Genomic DNA, 20,258 nt, shown 5'->3' with positions numbered 1-20,258 from the left:
CTTAATGAACCTCGACCACGGAGCCCTGCAATTTCTGCAAGGCATCGTTGACCGCGTCCGGCATCAGCTGGCGCAGGCAGTTGTAATGGCCGAAGCGGCAGGTTCGGTCGAAGCACGGGCTGCAATCGAGGCCCAGACGGACGATTTCGACGTGTTCGGCCAACGGCGGCGTGAAGCCCGGCGATGTTGAGCCGTAAACTGCCACCAATGGGCGGTTAAGCGCGGCCGCGACGTGCATCAACCCAGAATCGTTGGACACTACCGAATCAGCGCAGGACAGCAGGTCAATGGCTTCGGCCAATGAGGTGTCGCCGCTGAGGTTGACGGACTCTTCACGCAGGCCCGGGATCAGGCGCGCACGGATGTCTTCGCCCACCGCATGATCGTTTTTGGAGCCGAACAGCCACACCTGCCAGCCTTCGCGAATGCGTGCTTCGGCGACTTTGGCGTAATGCTCGGACGGCCAGCGCTTGGATTCGCCGAACTCGGCGCCTGGGCACAGGGCCAACACCGGGCGGTCGAGGGCCAGGCCGAACTTGGCCAGCGCCGCTTCGCGGGTGACCGGATCGATTTGCAGGCTTGAGCGCGGATAGGGTTTCGGCAACTCGGCGTTTGGCTCGTAAGCCAGCGCCATGAAGCGCTCGATCATCAGCGGATAGCGCTCTTTGTCGAGCGTGCGCACGTCGTTGAGCAGGCCGTAGCGGAATTCGCCGCGCCAGCCGGTGCGCTTCTTGATGCCGGCAAAGAACGGCACCAGTGCCGACTTCAGCGAGTTGGGCAGCAGGATCGCCTGATCGTACTGGCCGGCCAGGGATTTACCGATGCGTCGGCGTGTCGCCAATTCCAGCGCGCCGTGACCGAGCGGAAAGCTCAAGGCCTTGCGCACTTCGGGCATGCGCTCAAGGATCGGCCGGCTCCACTCGGGGGCCAGCACGTCGATTTCGCATTGCGGGTGGCGCTGTTTGAGACACTGAAACAGTGTCTGCGCCATCACCATGTCACCGACCCAACTGGGCCCAACGATCAGAATATTCATGTGGTTTCCAAAAACGAACCGGGGAGGCATTTACGCCTCCCCGCCTCGAGAATTCTACAAACACTGTAGATCTACTGTGGGAGCGAGCCTGCTCGCGATGGGGTCTTCACATTCAACATTATTGTCGCCTGATACTCCGCTATCGCTGGCAAGCCAGCTCCCACAGGGTTTTGCATCCGTTCCAACATCTGCATTTCAGCGCAGATCACTGTGGGAGCGAGCCTGCTCGCGATGGGGCCGGCACATCCAAAATCAATGTCGCCTGATACTCCGCTATCGCTGGCAAGCCAGCTCCCACAGGGTTTTGCATCCGTTCCAACATCTGCATTTCACCGCAGATCACTGTGGGAGCGGGCTTGCCCGCGAAGGGGCCGACACATTCAACATTGATGTTGACTGACACTCCGCATTCGCGAGCAGGCTCGCTCCCACCTTTTGAATCTCACTGCCTTCATTGGCGTGTTTCAGCTTAGCCCCATCTCTTTCCAGATCCGCAACACCTGCCGGCGTTCTTCGACAAACTGGTCGCCTGCAATCACTCCGGCGTCCTTCTGCAAGGCCTGCCGGTGAGCGGCGGAGCGGTAGGCTTTATAGGCCTCGCGCAACAGGCTGGCGTCTTCGGCAGGCATCAGCCCTTCGTGTTCCAGCTCTTCCAGAATGCGGATGTTATCGGTCCAGCGCAGCAATGGCGGGTGGCTTTGCGACCACGCCAGAGCCGCGTATTGCACCATAAATTCAATATCGACGATACCTCCGGCGTCCTGCTTGAGGTCGAACGGTGCCGTGGCGTCGAAGGCATTTGCCGCGGTTCCGGCCGCAGTGCTCTTGGTGCCGAGGTTATCGCGCATCTTCGCGCGCATCTCGCTGACTTCCTGCTGCAGCGTAGCCAGCTCCCGTGCTTTGCCCAATACCTGCGCGCGGACGCCTTCGAACGCCCGACCGACATCCTGACTGCCAACCAGTACCCGTGCCCGCACCAGGGCCTGATGCTCCCACGTCCATGCTTCATTTTCTTGATAGCGGGCAAACGCGCCCAGCGAGCTCACCAGCAGCCCCGAGGCACCGGACGGCCGCAAGCGCATATCCACTTCATATAACTGGCCCGAGTTGGTTTGCGCCGTCAGCAAGTGAATGATCCGCTGGCCAAGCCGGGTGAAGAATTGCGCGCCATCGATCGGCTTCGCCCCGTCGGTTTCTGCCTGTGGATCACCGTCATGGATGAATACCAGATCCAGATCGGAACCATGCCCCAGTTCCAGACCACCGACTTTCCCGTAACCGACAATGATGAAGCCGGGATCGCACAACGTCCCGTCGGTACGCAACGGCGTGCCGTACTTGGCGACCGTCTGACGCCAGGCCAAGGCCAGCACTTGTTCGAGAATCGCCTCAGCCAGCCAGGTCAGATAATCGCTGACTTTCATCAATGGCAGGCTGCCGGCGATTTCCGAGGCGGCAACGCGCAAGCGATGCGCCAGCTTGAAATGGCGCAGAGCCTCCATTTGTTGTTCAAGGTCTTCTTCGGGAATCCGCGTCAGTCGCTCGCGCAATTCGGCAGCCAACTCGGGCGCCAGCGGCGGCTTGAACAGCCGGCCTTCGTTAAGCAACTCGTCGAGCAGTAGCGGGAAGCGGGTGATCTGCTCGGCAATCCACGGACTCGCCGCGCACAGGGTAAGCAAGCGGCGCAACGCGCCGGGGTTTTCCGTCAGCAACACTAAATAAGCCGAACGCCGGGCAACCGCTTCAACCAGCGGCAGCACCCGTTCAAGCACCAGATCAGGGTTGGCATGCTCGACCGCCTGCGCCAACAGACGCGGAATAAACGCATCGAGACGCTCACGCCCCAGCCGCTGCATCGCCCGCAACTGCGGGCTGCCGCGCAAACCGGCGAGCGCTCGCAGGGCTTTGCTCGCATCGGCAAAACCGCCCTCCTCCAGCTGACGGCACGCCGCCTCCTCGTCCTGTTCCTCTTCCCACAGCGGCAGCCATTCACCACCGACCACCACTTCGCTTTCGGTGCCTTCGTCCTCGTCGGGGTCAGCGATCACCTGGGCAAAATGCCAAGCGACGCGACCGCGCCAGAACATCAGTTTTTCGTGGAACGCCTCCCAGTCGGCGAAACCGAGCATGAACGCAATACGCGCCTGATCCTGCGCGCCGTCCGGCAGCATCTGGGTCTGGCGGTCGGCAATCGCCTGAATCGCGTGCTCGGTGTACCGCAAGAATTCGTAGCCTTCGCGCAGCTCACTGATCACCGCCGGCGGCAGATAACCCTGGCCCTCCAGCGTGCTCAATACTTTTAATAGAGGCCGCTGCTGCAGACTCAAGTCGCGGCCACCGTGGATCAGCTGGAAGGCCTGAGCAATAAACTCGACCTCACGGATCCCGCCGGAGCCCAACTTTATATTGTCGGCCATGCCCTTGCGCCGCACTTCCTGCTGGATCAACTGCTTCATCGTGCGCAGCGCTTCGATCGCCGAGAAGTCCAGGTAACGCCGATAAACGAACGGGCGCAGCATGTCGAGCAACTGCGCGCCGGCCACTTGATCGCCCGCGACCACACGCGCCTTGATCATCGCGTAACGTTCCCAGTCGCGGCCCTGATCCTGGTAATACTGCTCCAGCGCATTGAAGCTCAGTACCAGCGCGCCGGACGAACCGTACGGGCGCAAGCGCATGTCGACGCGGAACACGAAGCCATCGACCGTCATCGGGTCCAGCGCCTTAATGAGGCGCTGGCCGAGGCGGATAAAAAATTCCTGGTTATCCAGCGCGCGTTTCACGCCGACGGTTTCACCGCCCTCGGGGTAGGCGAAAATCAGGTCGATGTCCGAAGACAGGTTCAACTCCACCGCACCGAGCTTGCCCATGCCGAGGATGACCATCTGCTGCGGCAGACCGCTACGGCGGCCGGTCGGCGTGCCGAACTGCTGACAATGGCGGCTGTACAACCATTGATAGGCCTGGTCGATGGTCGCGTCAGCCATGTCCGAGAGGTCGCGGCAGGTCTGCACCAGATCGGCCTGGCGGTTCAGGTCACGCCAGATGATCCGCACCTGATGGCGCGCACGTTGGCGGCGCAGGACACGACCGAGCTCATCTTCGCTCTGTGCGGCATTCACCGCAGCTGCAATCTGCGCGCACAGCTCACCAGCGGCATACGGGCGATCGAGCTCGCCGGACTGCACCAGCGACAGCAACATCAAAGGGTCACGAACGCTCTGTTCAATGACAAACTCGCTGGCGGCACTGACGCGAGCGAATTGCGCCCAGCGTTCTGGCGTCCAGGTCGCGAAGCCGTGATCGTCTTCAAGCGAGGCGACAGCCGTACGGAACGACTGCTCGGAACGAGTGACCAACGGCAGGAGAATGGCAGGCAGTTCGGCAAGCACGGGCAGGGTCATGGTCTATCCTTGATCGGCGTGTAAATGGCCGCTTGTAGTGAATGGTGAAAACCCGCTACGCGATGGACTGTCGAACAAAAGTTAGAAATAGCTGAAAATTCTTTTTCTTTGGCAGTGAACATCAAACTTTCACCTTTTTCGGATGGCAAAAGACCAACCTTAACGATTATTCTCACAACGCGGCCGGAGGCCACAAGCCATTCTTCTGTAGTTTTACTACTCGTCTATACATTCGAAAGGCTGAAATGCCGGAAGATTTGTAGTAAAACTACACGCCGCCGGAACAACCTGTCGGCAATCCAAGAATTTTAAATCGTCTGCCCACAAGGCCAGTCGCAAACTCAGGCAACCGATTCTGGAAGCCTTTCCGCCCTGGAGCAAGCCATGCAAGACCTCGATCCCGTCGAAACCCAGGAATGGCTGGACGCCCTGGAATCGGTTCTCGACAAAGAAGGCGAAGACCGTGCTCACTATCTGATGACCCGTATGGGCGAACTCGCGACCCGCAGCGGCTCGCAACTCCCTTACGCCATCACCACGCCTTACCGCAACACCATCCCGGTTACCCACGAAGCACGCATGCCTGGCGACCTGTTCATGGAACGCCGCATTCGCTCGCTGGTACGCTGGAACGCGATGGCCATGGTAATGCGTACGAACCTGAAAGATTCTGACCTGGGTGGTCACATCTCCAGCTTCGCTTCCAGCGCGACCCTGTATGACATCGGCTTCAACTACTTCTTCCAGGCCCCTACCGATGAACACGGCGGCGACCTGATCTACTTCCAGGGCCACACCTCGCCAGGCGTTTACGCCCGTGCGTTCATGGAAGGCCGCATCACCGAAGACCAGATGAACAACTTCCGCCAGGAAGTCGACGGTCAGGGCCTGTCGTCCTACCCGCACCCTTGGCTGATGCCTGACTTCTGGCAGTTCCCGACCGTATCCATGGGTCTGGGTCCGATTCAAGCGATCTACCAGGCACGCTTCATGAAGTACCTGGAGCACCGCGGGTTCATCCAGCCGGGCAAACAGAAAGTCTGGTGCTTCCTGGGCGACGGCGAGTGCGACGAGCCGGAATCCCTGGGCGCAATCTCCCTGGCCGGCCGCGAGAAGCTGGACAACCTGATCTTCGTCATCAACTGCAACCTGCAGCGCCTCGACGGCCCGGTTCGCGGCAACGGCAAGATCATCCAGGAACTCGAAGGCGTGTTCCGCGGTGCTCAGTGGAACGTGACCAAAGTCATCTGGGGCCGTTTCTGGGACCCACTGCTGGCCAAAGACGTCGACGGCATCCTGCAACGTCGCATGGACGAAGTCATCGACGGCGAGTACCAGAACTACAAAGCCAAAGACGGCGCGTTCGTCCGTGAACACTTCTTCAACTCGCCAGAACTCAAGGCGATGGTTGCTGATCTGTCTGACGACGAGATCTGGAAACTCAACCGTGGCGGCCACGACCCGTACAAGGTCTATGCGGCGTACCACGAAGCGGTCAACCACAAAGAACAACCAACCGTCATCCTCGCCAAGACCATCAAGGGTTATGGCACCGGTGCCGGCGAAGCGAAAAACACTGCGCACAACACCAAGAAAGTCGATGTCGACAGCCTGAAGTTGTTCCGCGATCGTTTCGACATTCCGGTCAAGGACGAAGAGCTGGAGAACCTGCCGTTCTTCAAGCCAGAGCCAAACAGCGCCGAAGCCCGCTACCTCAGCGAGCGTCGCACTGCACTGGGCGGTTTCGTGCCTCAGCGCCGCGCACAGAGCTTCAGCGTGCCGACGCCGGATCTGGACACCCTCAAGGCCATCCTTGACGGTTCCGGCGACCGTGAAATTTCCACCACCATGGCTTTCGTGCGGATCCTCGCGCAACTGGTCAAGGACAAGGAAATCGGCCCGCGCATCGTGCCGATCATCCCGGACGAAGCCCGTACCTTCGGTATGGAAGGCATGTTCCGTCAGCTCGGCATCTACTCGTCCGTCGGCCAGCTCTACGAGCCAGTCGATAAAGACCAGGTGATGTTCTACAAGGAAGACCAGAAAGGTCAGATCCTTGAAGAAGGCATCAACGAAGCAGGCGCCATGAGCTCCTTCATCGCTGCCGGTACTTCGTACTCCAGCCACAACCAGCCGATGCTGCCGTTCTACATCTTCTACTCGATGTTCGGCTTCCAGCGTATTGGTGACCTGGCCTGGGCCGCTGGCGACAGCCGCACCCGTGGCTTCCTGATCGGCGGCACCGCCGGCCGGACCACCCTGAACGGTGAAGGTCTGCAACACGAAGACGGTCATAGCCACCTGTTGGCCGCGACCATCCCGAACTGCCGCACCTACGATCCAACCTACGGCTACGAGCTGGCGGTGATCATTCAGGACGGCATGAAGAAGATGACCGAAGAGCAACAGGACATCTTCTACTACATCACCGTGATGAACGAGTCGTACCAGCAGCCAGCCATGCCGGCCGGTGCCGAAGAAGGCATCAAGAAAGGCATGTACCTGCTCGAAGAAGACACCCGCGATGCGGCGCACCACGTACAGCTGATGGGCTCCGGCACCATCCTGCGTGAAGTCCGTGAGGCGGCGAAGATTCTGCGTGAAGAGTTCAACGTTGGCGCTGATGTATGGAGCGTTACCAGCTTCAACGAACTGCGTCGCGACGGCCTCGCTGTAGAGCGCAGCAACCGTCTGAAGCCGGGCCAGAAGCCTAAGCTGAGCTACGTCGAAGAGTGCCTGAACGGCCGTAAAGGTCCGGTCATCGCCTCTACCGACTACATGAAACTGTTCGCCGAGCAGATCCGTCAGTGGGTACCGTCCAAGGAATTCAAAGTCCTGGGCACCGACGGTTTCGGCCGCAGCGACAGCCGCAAGAAACTGCGTCATTTCTTCGAAGTTGACCGTCATTTCGTGGTGTTGGCAGCCCTGGAAGCACTGGCTGACCGTGGTGATATCGAACCTAAGGTGGTGGCTGAAGCCATCGTCAAGTTCGGCATCGACCCGGAAAAACGCAACCCACTGGACTGCTGAGGAGACATTTTGTGAGCGAACTCATTCGCGTACCTGACATCGGCAGCGGTGAAGGTGAAGTAATTGAACTGTTTGTGAAGGTCGGCGACCGTATCGAAGCCGACCAGAGCATCCTGACCCTGGAATCGGACAAGGCCAGCATGGAAGTGCCGGCCCCGAAAGCCGGCGTCATCAAAAGCCTGAAAGTGAAGCTGGGCGACCGTCTGAAAGAAGGCGACGAACTGCTTGAGCTGGAAGTCGAGGGCGCCGCTGAAGCGGCCCCTGCTCCTGCCGCTGCGCCTGCTGCAAAAGCTGAAGCCAAACCGGCTGCCGCTCCTGCTGCTGCCGCGCCAGCCGCTGCCCCTGCTGCCGCTTCGGTTCAGCAAGTGCACGTGCCGGACATCGGCTCGTCGGGCAAGGCGCAGATCATCGAGATCCAGGTCAAGGTCGGCGACACCGTCGAAGCTGATCAATCGTTGATCACCCTCGAATCCGACAAGGCGAGCATGGAAATCCCGTCGCCTGCCGCTGGCGTGGTCAAAGCCATCAGCGTCAAGCTCAACGACGAAGTCGGCACTGGCGACCTGATTCTGGATCTGGAAGTGGCGGGTGCTGCGGCCCCTGCTGCTGCCGCTCCGGCTCAGGCTGCTGCACCAGCCGCTGCGGCTGCGCCTGCTCCGGCAGCTGCTCCAGCGGCGCCGGTAGCCGACAGCGTTCAGGACATCCACGTTCCGGACATCGGTTCGGCTGGCAAAGCCAAGATCATCGAAGTGTTGGTCAAGGCTGGCGACAGCGTTGAAGCCGATCAGTCGCTGATCACCCTGGAATCCGACAAGGCGAGCATGGAAATCCCATCGCCTGCCGCTGGCGTGGTGGAAAGCATTTCCATCAAGCTGGATGACGAAGTCGGTACTGGCGACCTGATTCTCAAGCTGAAAGTCAAAGGCGCAGCGCCTGCTGCTGCACCGGCTCCAGCTGCCGCTGCTGCTCCAAGCGCTCCAGCACCTGCCGCTGCTGCTCCGGCCGCCGCTGCACCTGCTGCCGCTCCAGCCGCCGCACCGGCCAAGCCGGGCGCGAAAGTTCACGCCGGCCCTGCCGTGCGTCAACTGGCCCGTGAGTTCGGCGTCGAGCTGAACGCTGTCGGCGCCAGCGGCCCGCACGGTCGTATCCTCAAAGAAGACGTGCAGGTTTACGTCAAAGCGATGATGCAGAAGGCCAAGGAAGCACCGGCCGCTGCTGCTGGCGCAACCGGTGGCGCGGGCATTCCGCCGATTCCGGTCGTCGACTTCAGCCGTTTCGGCGAAATCGAAGAAGTGCCGATGACTCGCCTGATGCAGATCGGCGCGTCGAGCCTGCATCGCAGCTGGCTGAACATCCCGCACGTGACTCAGTTCGATTCGGCTGATATCACCGAGCTGGAAGCGTTCCGCGTGGCGCAGAAAGCCGTTGCAGAGAAGGCCGGCGTCAAGCTGACCATCCTGCCGCTGCTGCTCAAGTCGTGCGCACACATGCTCAAGGAGCTGCCGGACTTCAACAGTTCGCTGGCGCCAAGCGGCAAAGCGATCATCCGCAAGAAGTACATCAATATCGGCTTCGCCGTCGACACCCCAGATGGCCTGCTGGTACCGGTCATCAAGAACGTCGACCAGAAGAGCCTGTTGCAACTGGCAGCCGAAGCCGCTGCGCTGGCCGCCAAGGCCCGCGACAAGAAGCTCACCGCTGACGACATGCAAGGCGCCTGCTTCACCATTTCCAGCCTCGGCCACATTGGCGGCACCGGCTTCACGCCGATCGTCAACGCGCCGGAAGTGGCGATCCTCGGTGTTTCCAAGGCAACCATCCAGCCAGTCTGGGACGGCAAAGCCTTCCAGCCGAAACTGATGCTGCCGCTGTCGTTGTCCTACGATCACCGTGTGATCAACGGCGCCGCCGCTGCACGCTTCACCCAGCGCCTGGGCAGCCTGCTGGCGGACATCCGCACCATCCTGCTGTAATCCCCAGCGGCCCTCCGGAAACGGAGGGTCGCTGGTGCTTCACGTTTTCGAGCGCCACACGCTCGTACCTCAACCCCGTCAGTTTGACGGGGCTTTTTTTGTCCGAAATAAACCTGCCTGCGTATTTTTCCTACAAGTAGCGCTGATTTCAGCCACAACTCCAGTCAACTTCGTACCGACTTTTTTACTCGCCATGCAACTAACCTTGGCACAGCAAAGTTAATTATCCGAACTTTGCACAAACCACTTACTTACGCAGCACTCACTCGAATGGATTCGACATGTTGAAACCGACTATCGGCCCGATCATCGGCCACATCACAACTAACCACGCACGCATATTTATTCGCGGCAACCGACAAAACAACGCCCCTGTATTTGGCGGAATACGCTATCGCATTTCCGGAACACAACAATGGTCAAAAGCCATCTTCGCCAGACTGAGCGAATTGCGCGACATGTCGGAAGTTCTTGTACTTAATAATTTGAGTACGGACACCGAGTATGAATATCAGGCCGGCTGGTTCAGCCCTATGAACCCCGTGCACACCACAGACTCTATCGCCGAGTTGCCACTGCAATGGCCACGGGAGATCTACCGCCTGCGCACGCGCTCCAGCAAAGCCATGCAGCCCAAGGCTTACATCGTCGGGTCTTGCCGCTACTTGCGCATGACCGCCGGTATTGCATCGTTACCGCATTTGGGCGACCGGATCTTTGCGTCCATCAGTCAATTGATTGAAGGCGCACAACCCGCAATCAGTGCAACACTCATGACCGGTGATCAAATCTATGTCGACGACCTCAATCTGATAGCACCGGATCGCGAATACAAAGACATACTCAGCAAATACCGCGCGGCCTTCTCCCAACCCAACATCAAACATTTAATGTCCGGCACTTCGACTTACATGATTCTCGATGATCACGAGATAGAAGATAACTGGCCCGCCAACGCCGGAAAGTCCGATGGCGAGTTATACCGCAACGCCATGGCTGCCTATGAGTTGTATCAAGTCAGTCACAGCCCGGCACATGAACTGACAGATAACGGCCAAGTCAACCGTTCTAAACTTGAACATTACTGGTATCAATTCAGCGACGGCGATCTGGAATGGTTCGTGACCGACAGCCGTACCCGCCGCAACTTGTCGGCTTATGATCGACGCATCCTCGACGAAGAGCAGGAACACGCGTTGCTGGACTGGTTGATCAACAGCAGCGCGCGGGTCAAGTTCGTGGTCACCAGCGTGATGTTCTATCCAGATCGCAAACAGCTCGGCGACGATGCCTGGAAAGCCTTCCCGGAGCAGCGGCTGCGTCTGCTGGAAACCATTCGCACGCAGCGGATCAAGAATGTCGTGTTCATTTCCGGCGACGTGCACGGCTCATTGACGTCGTGTCTGCGCCATAGCGAAGATCCGGACTTTGAAGTTCACACCATCGTCTCCTCGCCGCTGTGCAACAGCAAACTGCTGCCGTACGCCACGGCATCCACTTTCATTCTTGACCAGCCGTTGGCAATGACGGCAGCGGGCGATTATCGGCATGAGTTGACCAGTGCCGTGATCAGTGAAGACAACTTTGCCCATGTGGTGGTTGAGACTGATCAAATTCTGGTCAATTACCACGATCGGGATGGGAAAAAATTGCAGTCGATCATCATTAAACTGCGCTAAGCCTTTAAAGATCGCCGCCTGCGGCAGCTCCTGCAGAAGACCGTAATCCCCTGCTGGAGCTGCCGCAGGCTGCGATCTTCGGCTCTTTTCAACCACGCGCTGGAGAAATGCCCAACGCAGCCGACACATTCTTATAGCACTTGGCCTTCATCTCTCTTGTCAGTCAGTGCCGCAATGATGCAACCTTGCCGCAGGCAACAGTAAAGAGGGCGAGAGCCCGGCGCGTTCAGCATATTTCCAAGCGAGTTCCCTTCATGAAGAGCCAACCCGATGCCGCCAGCCGTATGGCGGCCGAGGTAGTGACGCAGTTGCCTGTGCCCTCGCGGCTCGGCATGCTGCGTTTCGAGCGCTTGAATGAAGCCAGTTGGGCGATGTTGTTTCTTGATCCCAACTGCGAACGCCAATTCGGTCAACCGGCTGTCGAGCTCTGCGCTCTGGTCGGTGCGCCCTACGCCAGCCTGATGGAGCCGGAAGCGCGCTATCAGCTGCACGACGCGATCCAGCAACAACTCGGCGCCAGCCCGCATTATCTGGTGCGCTACACCCTGCACACCGCGGCCGGGGCGCTGAGCATCCTTGAACTGGGCGAGGCCTATAAGCAGCACAACCGGCATCTGCTGCGTGGCTATCTGCTGGCGGTCGGCGAAGCGTTCAGTGAAGCGCCGCCGTTGCCCTGCGTCGACCTCGAAACCCAGAATTCACGCCTGCAAATCGCCCTCGAGCTGAACCAGCGCGCCCAGCAGGAACAACTGCAACACCTGGAACGTGTGCGTGCCCAGCAGGACTTGATTCTGCTGCTCGCGCGCCAGCGCTACAGCACGCACAACTCCTTGCAAGAAGCCGCCGAGCTGATCACTCGCTGCGCCTGCGATATCTATGAAATCGACTGCGCCAGCCTGTGGAACCTCGAAGGCCAGCAACTGCTGCCGATCTCCGCTTATCACCGCGCCACGCAGGAATACATCCTGCCGGACGTGATCGACGTCAGCAGCTTCCCCGACTACATGGACGCGCTGCACAGCAGTCGCGCGATCGACGCACATAATGCGATGCGCGATCCGCGCACCCGCGAGATGGCCGAAGCCCTGCGCCCGCGCGACGTCAACGCGATGCTCGATGCGAGCATCCGTGTCGATGGCCAGGTGGTCGGCGTCCTGTGCCTGGAACAGACCGGCGTCACCCGCGCCTGGCAGTCCGACGAAATCGCCTTTGCCGGTGAGCTGGCCGACCAGTTCGCGCAAGTCATCAACAACCACAACCGTCGCACCGCCACCAGCGCCCTGCACCTGTTCCAGCGTGCGGTCGAGCAAAGCGCCAACGCCTTTTTGCTGGTCAATTGCGACGGCGTGGTCGAATACGTCAACCCGAGCTTCACCGCGATCACCCAGTACACCACCGAGGAAGTCCACGGCCAGCGCTTGTCCGAGCTGCCGGCCCTGGAAAACCTCAGTGAATTGTTGTTCGACGCCCCCTCGGCGCTGGCCAAGAGCAACAGTTGGCAGGGCGAATTCAAAAGCCGCCGCAAGAACCTCGAACCGTACTGGGGCCAGTTGTCGATCTCCAAGGTTTACAGCGACAACCGCGAGCTGACGCATTACATCGGCATCTACGAAGACATCACCCAGACCAAGCTCGCGCAGCAGCGCATCGAGCGTCTGGCGTACACCGACAACCTGACCAACCTCGGTAACCGCCCGGCGTTCATCCGCAATCTGGACGAACGCTTCGACCGAGATAGCGATACCCCGATCAGCCTGTTGCTGGTCGACATCGACAACTTCAAGCGGATCAACGACAGCCTCGGCCACCAGACCGGCGACAAACTGCTGATCAGCCTCGCCCGGCGCCTGCGCAACAGCCTGAGCCCGAGCGGTAGCCTCGCGCGGTTTGCCAGTAACGAGTTTGCCGTGTTGCTCGACGACACTGACCTTGCGACCGGCCAGCAGATCGCCAACCAATTGTTGGCGACGCTGGATAAACCGATGTTCGTCGATAACCAGTTGATCAGCGTCACAGGGTCTGTAGGCCTGGCCTGCTCACCGCTGCACGGACGCGACCCGCAGACCTTGATGCGTAACGCCGGTCTGGCGCTGCACAAGGCCAAGGCCAACGGCAAACACCAGGTACAGGTCTTCACCGAGGCCCTGAACGCCGAGGCCAGCTATAAATTGTTCGTTGAGAACAACCTGCGCCGCGCCCTGACGCAAAACGAGCTGGACGTGTTCTACCAGCCCAAGCTGTGCCTGCGCAGCGGACGTTTGCTGGGCATGGAAGCACTGTTGCGCTGGAATCACCCGGAACGCGGGATGATCCGCCCCGACCAGTTCATCAGCGTTGCCGAAGAGACCGGCCTGATCATTCCGATCGGCAAATGGATCGCCCGTCAGGCCTGCCGCATGAGCAAAGCGCTGACCGCCGCGGGCCTGGGCAATCTGCAGGTGGCGATCAACCTCTCGCCCAAGCAGTTCTCCGACCCGGATCTGGTCGCCTCCATCGCCAACATCCTCAAGGAAGAAGCGCTGCCGGCCAATCTGCTCGAACTGGAGCTGACCGAAGGCCTGTTGCTGGAAGCCACCGAAGACACGCACTTGCAGCTTGATCAGCTCAAGCGTCTGGGCCTGACCCTGGCCATGGACGACTTCGGCACTGGTTATTCGTCGCTCAGTTACTTGAAGAAATTCCCGATCGACATCATCAAGATCGATCGCAGCTTCATTCACGAAATCCCCGACAACCAGGACGACATGGAAATCACCTCCGCGGTGATCGCCATGGCGCATAACCTGAAACTCAAGGTCGTGGCCGAAGGCATCGAGACGGCTGAACAACTGGCATTCCTGCGCCGCCACCGTTGCGACGTCGGCCAGGGCTACCTGTTTGACCGGCCAATTCCCGGCGCCGAGTTGATCCAGGCGCTCAAGCGCTACCCGCGCGGCCCGCTCTGCCTCTAAATCCCACCTGTCGAAGATCCCCTGTGGGAGCGAGCCTGCTCGCGATAGCGGTGTGTCAGCAACAAATCCTCTGACTGACCCAGCGCTATCGCGAGCAGGCTCACTCCTACAATGTGTGCGAGTACCCGCACATTTTGGGGAGTGATTAACTCGGCATCATTGGGCACACTGGCGGTCTACTTTTTTACATCCCATCCTGACTGAGAGGAACGATCATGGTTCTGCGCTCGGAAATTCTGGTGAACAAAAACGTGCTCCCGACTAAAGATCAAGCTCTACCCGGTCGCGAAACCGCGATGACCCTGCCTGAAAAGCACTTCGTCTTTGAAGAAACCCCGCTGCTTGGCCCGTTTTTCCAGGACGTCGACTTTGCGATTTTCGGTCTGGGTTGCTTCTGGGGTGCGGAACGCCGCTTCTGGCAGCGCGAAGGCGTGGTCAGCACCGTGGTCGGTTACGCTGGCGGCTATACGCCGAACCCGACCTACGAAGAAGTCTGCTCGGGCCTGACCGGCCACGCCGAAGTGGTGCTGGTGGTGTATGACAAGGCCAAAGTCAGCTACGAAGAGCTGCTGGCGATGTTCTGGGAACTGCACAACCCGACGCAGGGCATGCGCCAGGGCAACGACATCGGCACGCAGTACCGTTCGGTGATCTACGCCACCTCGCCAGCGCATCTGGACGCGGCGCTGAAGAGCAAAGCCGCGTATCAGGCTGAACTGTCGAAGGCCGGCCTGGGCGAAATCAGCACCGAAATCGAACAGGCACCCACCGTGTACTTCGCCGAGACGTATCACCAGCAGTACCTGGCGAAAAACCCGGAAGGCTATTGCGGGATCGGCGGCACTGGCGTGTGCATGCCACCGAGTCTGGCGGGTAACTAAACCCCGAAGGCAAAAGATCGCAGCCTTCGGCAGCTCCTACAGGGTTCGGAGACGTCCACCCCTATGTGAACGGTCACTAATCCCTGTAGGAGCTGCCGCAGGCTGCGATCTTTTGATCTTGCCGTAGATCAGCTCTCGGCGATCAACCAGTCCATCTGCCACCCGCCCTGGGTCTGGCCCAATTTCTTCGACAACCACGGCAGCAGCTCACGCAATTCTTCCTCCAGCCCCCACGGCGGATTGGCAATCGCCATGCCCGAGCCGTTCAGACTGTTCGGCGTGTCCAGCGGATGCACCAGCAGCTCAACCCGCAATAACTTCGGCGCCCCGGTGCCAGCCAGATCCTGATAGAACCGACGCAACGCACGCTGATCCTTCACCGGATACCAGATCGCCGCCACGGTTTGACGCATACGGCCAATCGCCTCTTTCAACGACGCTGCGCAACGCTGCATCTCGTCGAGCTGCTCGAACGGAGGATCAATCAACATCACCGCACGCTTCTCCTGCACCGGCAACATCGCCCGCGCGACATGCCAACCCTCGCCCAGATGTACTTTCACCCGACGATCACCGGCCATGTTGTCCTTGAGCATCACGCCATCTTCCGGGTGCTTCTCGTTGAGCATCACCCGATCCTGCGGGCGAGTCAGACGCCGCGCCAATTCCGGCGAGCCCGGGTAATAGCGCAACTGGCCATCCGGATTCATCTCGTGCAGCACTTTCATGTAATCGGCTGTCAGCGCCGGCAGATCCGGCTGATCCCACAAACGCGCAATGCCTTCCAGGTACTCGCCGGTGCGATTGGCCTGATCGCCCTGCAAGTCATACAGACCAATGCCGGCATGTGTGTCGAGATAGGCAAACGGCTGCTCCTTGCGCGACATCAGGGCGATGAGGCGGGTCAAGGTCAGGTGTTTGAACACATCGGCGTGATTGCCGGCATGGAAGGCGTGACGATAATTCATGGCTGCTCCTGCGAAGGGCGCAAAGTTTACCTTTTACCGCGCGGCAAGTCAGGGGTTGGCGGCTGAGTGGCCTCTTACTCGTTAAGAATCTGGCCCAATACCCGTGGCGAGGGGATTTATCCCCGATGGGCTGCGCAGCGGCCCCGATTCTGCCGACGCGGTGTGTCTGGTGCATCGCGATGACAGGTCTTGGGGCCGCTTCGCTGCCCATCGGGGATAAATCCCCTCGCCACAGGTCATTTATCTCGCTTAACTGGCAAGTAACCTCGACAGGAAGTCAAACCCATGCGTCGCACACTTATTTTCTCTCTGTGCCTGACCTGCTCAATGCACGCCGTTTCGGGCGAAAGTCACAGAGCGCAAGCCCGCCAAACACTCAAGAACTATGGCCTGAGCCACTGCATCCTGAAGTCATTCAATGAAGATTCGGCACTGAAAAAAGACATCGAACTCTCCGCCGGCACCTACTCATTCATGGGCAGAGGCCTGCACACCGTCCTGCAAAACGAAGACACGCTGCAGGTGCTGCACGATCCCTATAAAGACACCAGAAACCATGTATCCAAGGCGTTTAACCTGACCGCTGCCAACAGCAAATACTCGGATGAAAAAATGGTCTTCCATGCTTGCCTGCAGGTTTACAACTCAGAGGCGTTCGACCGTTTCATCCGGACTCAGGATGCTTACATCGTTGTTGATTGACCCTTTTTGAGAGTCAAAAGATCGCAGCCTTCGGCAGCTCCTACAGATGACCCCGTGTAGGAGCTGCCGCAGGCTGCGATCTTTTGATCTTGAGCCGCGTCAGGATGGCATGCCGCCCATCCTCCGCCCAATTACATCCAGCACATCACAGCCATCACGCAACGAAATAGCGCAGAGCTGGGCGAAGTCGCTGAGGATGACGGAGTCGCATTCGACCGATCCGCGCATGCACATGTTTTCCAGCACTTGAACCACGGCGCGAAGACGGTAGTTGGCGGCGTCCAGAAGGATGTCGAGGGGCGCGTGGGTGTCGACGAACAGGGTGGGCATGTCGCTGCAATTGCTGGTCAGGGCCATGAAGCGGTTGTCGGGGTGAGGGATATGTTTTACGTAGGGTGGATCGGGATGCAAAGTCGTCATTTGATTATCTCCATGATTGATAAACGTAAGCCGCCAACGCACCTTCCTACAGGTTTGGGTGGCAGCTGTGCGCAGGAGTAGGAACCGAGCAATCATGGACCTCGGTCACGCCGAAGCGTGTCCCGCGCACAGCCGCCGCGAACGATTTTACGGACTTGAATCAAGTGCCGCAAAAAGCCAACTAACTGTAACGCCATGAAAGCGAGGGTTCCTACACCCTGCCACCACTCTCGCAGTGACAACGAAAAGACTATCCCTGCAACCCACCGCCCACCAGTTCATGAAAACCGCCGCGACTCGAAGGAAACGTCCGAGGCCTTCGCCCGGAAACCTCACTCCGCCTCTGTCAGCAAAAACGCTAATAAGGCCGATTGCGTCGAATCTTCCGACGCTGAAACTTGAAAAAACTGGCTGACCTTGCAGCGCAAAACCGGCTCGGGAAATGCCTCGAACAACGCCGGATATTCCTCGCTCAGCCACTGCACAGCGTTACTGACCTGAACATCAGCTCCGTCCGCTGCCAACACCGATTCCGGCACTTTCCACCATGGAAACACCTGCCCGGAAACCTGCGCCTTCCCCCCGATATCAATGTCCTGACCATTAATCAGTCCACGCGAGATCACCGGCAACAGTTGCGCCGCGCTGACCGCCTCGGACTGCAAGATCGGCGACAAAAACCGCCCATCCCAAAAACGGAAAAACACCGCTTTGCCGTCCGGCATCAACACCTGGGTCAAACTGCGAAAATGCTCAACCACCCCTTCAAGGCTCGCCGAAGAAACCGCCAGCCAGCCCCAATCAAGAGACTCAGTAGTCGCCACCCAATCGAGAAACTCACTGCCTGCCGGGACAATTCCCACGAAGGGCATCACCGCATCCCACTCGGCGTAAATAGTGTCGGCCCAGATTGGGCTCGACGCCCCTTGCCAAGCCCTGGATGGATTGGCGTCGCTGGTTTTGCTGAAAATCGCGAACAATTGTTCCGACGGTTTCAGCGGTACGTTCGCCAGCCACGCCGACGGCGCTAGACATTCAGAAGGCACAAACACCCTCCTTACACCGCTCGCACTCTTCGCAGAACGGCGCATCGCTTTTCAGGCTCATGATCTGTGCCGGCGAGAGGATGGCGGCGGGCGCTGCCGCCAGTTTCTCCGGTAATCCCGGCACAACTGGCGCGGCACTCATGGCCACCATCGGCGCACCACCGACCATGATCGGCACGCTGCTGAAAATCCCGCCGGGGCCGATGTTGATCCACTGCCCGCCCGCCTGAATCGTCGCGCTCGCACCGCCATCGATGACCACTTGCTGGCCGGCACTGACATGAAATTGCGCACTGGCATTGAGCGCCTGACTGCTCACGCGGATATGCCGGTCACCGACCACCGTCAGGTGATCGTCCTGTTTCACTTCGGTCTGTCGCTGGCCGTGGGTGATGCGTTGTTCATCGGCCTTCAATTCATGCCGCGCGGTGCCGGTGACGACAATGCTGCGCTGGTTATCGACCTGCACCTGTTGGTCGTGCAACACGTGCTGCGTCCAGTTGCGCTGGGCACGCAGGTAAATTTCCTCGGCGCCTTTGCGGTCCTCGATGCGCAGTTCGTTATAGCCCCCGCCGCCGGGACTGCTCTGGCTGCGGAAAATGCTGCGGGTCTTGTCCGCCGGCAGATCCAGCGGCACTGGCGTCGCGGCGTTCGGCAGGCAACCCATGACCAGCGGTTTGTCGGCATCGGCGTCGATGAAACCGACCAGCACCTCCATGCCGACCCGTGGGATCAGCACACTGCCGTAACGATCAAGGGCCCAGCCACTGGCAACACGCAGCCAGCAACTGGAATGCTCGTTCAACTCGCCATCGCGATCCCAAGCCAGTTGCACCTTGACCCGGCCGAACTCATCGCAATGGATCTCGGTGTCTTTCGGGCCGGTGACAACCGCCGGTTGATAACCGAGCATTCGCGGTTTTTCCGGGCCCAGCGGCGGGCGAAAGAACACTGCCCACGGCGTGGCGAGAAAGGTATTACGGTAACCCTGGAATTCTTCCCCGTCGCTGGTGACCGATTCCTCCAGCACTTGCGGCTGTCGGCCATGGTGTTCAACGGCGGTGAGTAGCCACAGATCATTCCAGTCCTGGCGCGGATGCTCGGTAAGTTGCAGGAAATGTCCGCAAACCAGCGAGGATTCATCGCTGATGCCCTCGGCCTGACGATAATCGGCGACATGTCGCTCAAGTGCGCGCTGGGCGAGGTGCTTGCCCGTTTCACGATCGTTGAATTGGCCAGGAAAGTGATAGTCCTCAAGTACCGGCCGCTTTTCCCCGTCGATGCGGCTTTCCAGTTGCAAGCGCGGTTTGATGAAGTTGTAGTCGCGCCGGGTAACCACGCTGGTACGCGTTTCCACGCGCACGTTGAAACGCTTGATGGCCGGGGCACCACCGGCCATGCCACTGCCGGGCAGATAGAGCGTTGGTTCGGCCAGTCGGGGAAACACGGTCTGGTCATCGCCGAACACCAGGCGATGCCCCTCGGGGCTGTGCTGAAAGTGGTAGTGGATGCCGACTTCGGCGCACAAGCGCTGGATGAACGCCAGATCGCTCTCGGCGTACTGCACACAATAATCACGCGGCGGGTAGTCGCTGCCGAGCTGGAATTCGAAGGCATCGCGCAGGATCGCGTGATCCTTGAGGATCCTCTCAACGATTTGCGGAACGCTGAGGTGCTGAAAAATCCGCTGATTGATCCGATGCCCAAGGTACGTCAGACGCGGGACCAAACTAACGTGATAACGCGTCAGACGTTTCCCGGAGTCGCCCTGCCCGACCTGATAAATCTGACCGTGGACGCCGGAACCGTCCGCATCAAAACTCAGAAACGCCTGACAGTGCAGCAGGCTTTCGAGGTCCAGATCCGGTCGTTCACTGACCAGCTCCAGCTCGAAGCGAAAGGGTTGGCTGATGGCTTCCTTGCCCGTGAACTCAAGGACTTTGAGGTCGTGTTGGGCGCCTTCGAGGGTCAACGTGAAGCGCGGTTGATTGGCAGGCGCGAACATCCGATGTTTCTCTGCAGAGTGAGGGCGGGCGATTCTGCATGAGGCGCAAGGGTGATTGAGCGGACGACGGGGAAATCAGATTTGCCCTACTTTCATTACTGAAAGCCCCTGCAAAAATTGGCGCCTTCAACTACAGACAAATCCCCAAAACCACCGCCGAACC

The 20,258-nt window shown here is 59.4% G+C and carries 12 protein-coding genes; 6 read left to right on the top strand and 6 right to left on the bottom strand.

Features of this window, described 5'->3' with window-relative positions; all coding sequences use genetic code 11:
• Position 1: 1 nt before the first annotated feature.
• Both waaF and glnE read right to left on the bottom strand, forming a co-directional pair.
• On the bottom strand, positions 2-1,036 hold the full coding sequence (gene waaF, locus JFT91_RS08435) for a lipopolysaccharide heptosyltransferase II (RefSeq protein WP_201232083.1): 1,035 nt from the start codon (positions 1,034-1,036) through the stop codon (positions 2-4).
• A gap of 464 nt (positions 1,037-1,500) precedes the next feature.
• Positions 1,501-4,440, bottom strand: a complete 2,940-nt coding sequence (gene glnE / locus JFT91_RS08430) for a bifunctional [glutamate--ammonia ligase]-adenylyl-L-tyrosine phosphorylase/[glutamate--ammonia-ligase] adenylyltransferase (protein ID WP_201232082.1) — start codon at positions 4,438-4,440, stop codon at positions 1,501-1,503.
• Between the two features lie 384 nt (positions 4,441-4,824).
• Here glnE and aceE point away from each other — a divergent pair, with 384 nt between their 5' ends.
• From aceE to msrA, 5 genes are all read left to right on the top strand, one after another.
• A complete protein-coding gene (aceE, locus tag JFT91_RS08425; RefSeq protein ID WP_201148770.1) occupies positions 4,825-7,470 on the top strand; it encodes a pyruvate dehydrogenase (acetyl-transferring), homodimeric type in 2,646 nt (881 codons plus the stop codon).
• 11 nt (positions 7,471-7,481) lie between these two features.
• A complete protein-coding gene (gene aceF, locus JFT91_RS08420; RefSeq protein ID WP_201232081.1) occupies positions 7,482-9,443 on the top strand; it encodes a dihydrolipoyllysine-residue acetyltransferase in 1,962 nt (653 codons plus the stop codon).
• A gap of 281 nt (positions 9,444-9,724) precedes the next feature.
• On the top strand, positions 9,725-11,122 hold the full coding sequence (locus JFT91_RS08415; RefSeq protein WP_201232080.1) for an alkaline phosphatase D family protein: 1,398 nt from the start codon (positions 9,725-9,727) through the stop codon (positions 11,120-11,122).
• A 254-nt stretch (positions 11,123-11,376) separates the two neighbouring features.
• On the top strand, positions 11,377-14,073 hold the full coding sequence (locus JFT91_RS08410; protein WP_201232079.1) for a putative bifunctional diguanylate cyclase/phosphodiesterase: 2,697 nt from the start codon (positions 11,377-11,379) through the stop codon (positions 14,071-14,073).
• 215 nt (positions 14,074-14,288) lie between these two features.
• A complete protein-coding gene (msrA, locus tag JFT91_RS08405; protein ID WP_201230170.1) occupies positions 14,289-14,954 on the top strand; it encodes a peptide-methionine (S)-S-oxide reductase MsrA in 666 nt (221 codons plus the stop codon).
• A 128-nt stretch (positions 14,955-15,082) separates the two neighbouring features.
• Here the strand turns inward: msrA and JFT91_RS08400 are convergent, their stop codons facing one another.
• Positions 15,083-15,922, bottom strand: coding sequence for a 23S rRNA (adenine(2030)-N(6))-methyltransferase RlmJ (locus JFT91_RS08400; protein WP_201230168.1), 840 nt, complete (start codon positions 15,920-15,922; stop codon positions 15,083-15,085).
• Positions 15,923-16,207: 285 nt separating this feature from the next.
• Here JFT91_RS08400 and JFT91_RS08395 point away from each other — a divergent pair, with 285 nt between their 5' ends.
• Positions 16,208-16,624: a T6SS amidase immunity protein Tai4 family protein gene (locus JFT91_RS08395; protein ID WP_201232078.1), complete on the top strand. Its 417-nt coding sequence runs from the start codon at positions 16,208-16,210 to the stop codon at positions 16,622-16,624.
• 99 nt (positions 16,625-16,723) lie between these two features.
• Here the strand turns inward: JFT91_RS08395 and JFT91_RS08390 are convergent, their stop codons facing one another.
• From JFT91_RS08390 to JFT91_RS08380, 3 genes are all read right to left on the bottom strand, one after another.
• Positions 16,724-17,044, bottom strand: coding sequence for a hypothetical protein (locus tag JFT91_RS08390; RefSeq protein WP_201232077.1), 321 nt, complete (start codon positions 17,042-17,044; stop codon positions 16,724-16,726).
• Between the two features lie 332 nt (positions 17,045-17,376).
• Positions 17,377-18,090 (bottom strand): DUF4123 domain-containing protein, encoded by a 714-nt coding sequence (locus tag JFT91_RS08385; protein ID WP_201232076.1) that lies wholly within the window; start codon positions 18,088-18,090, stop codon positions 17,377-17,379.
• A complete protein-coding gene (locus JFT91_RS08380; protein ID WP_201232075.1) occupies positions 18,080-20,095 on the bottom strand; it encodes a type VI secretion system Vgr family protein in 2,016 nt (671 codons plus the stop codon). Before JFT91_RS08380 ends, JFT91_RS08385 begins: the two co-directional genes overlap by 11 nt.
• Positions 20,096-20,258 lie beyond the last annotated feature (163 nt).

This window comes from Pseudomonas sp. TH08, assembly GCF_016651275.1.
Lineage (GTDB): Bacteria > Pseudomonadota > Gammaproteobacteria > Pseudomonadales > Pseudomonadaceae > Aquipseudomonas.
This window is presented reverse-complemented; position numbering and strand designations above follow the sequence as displayed.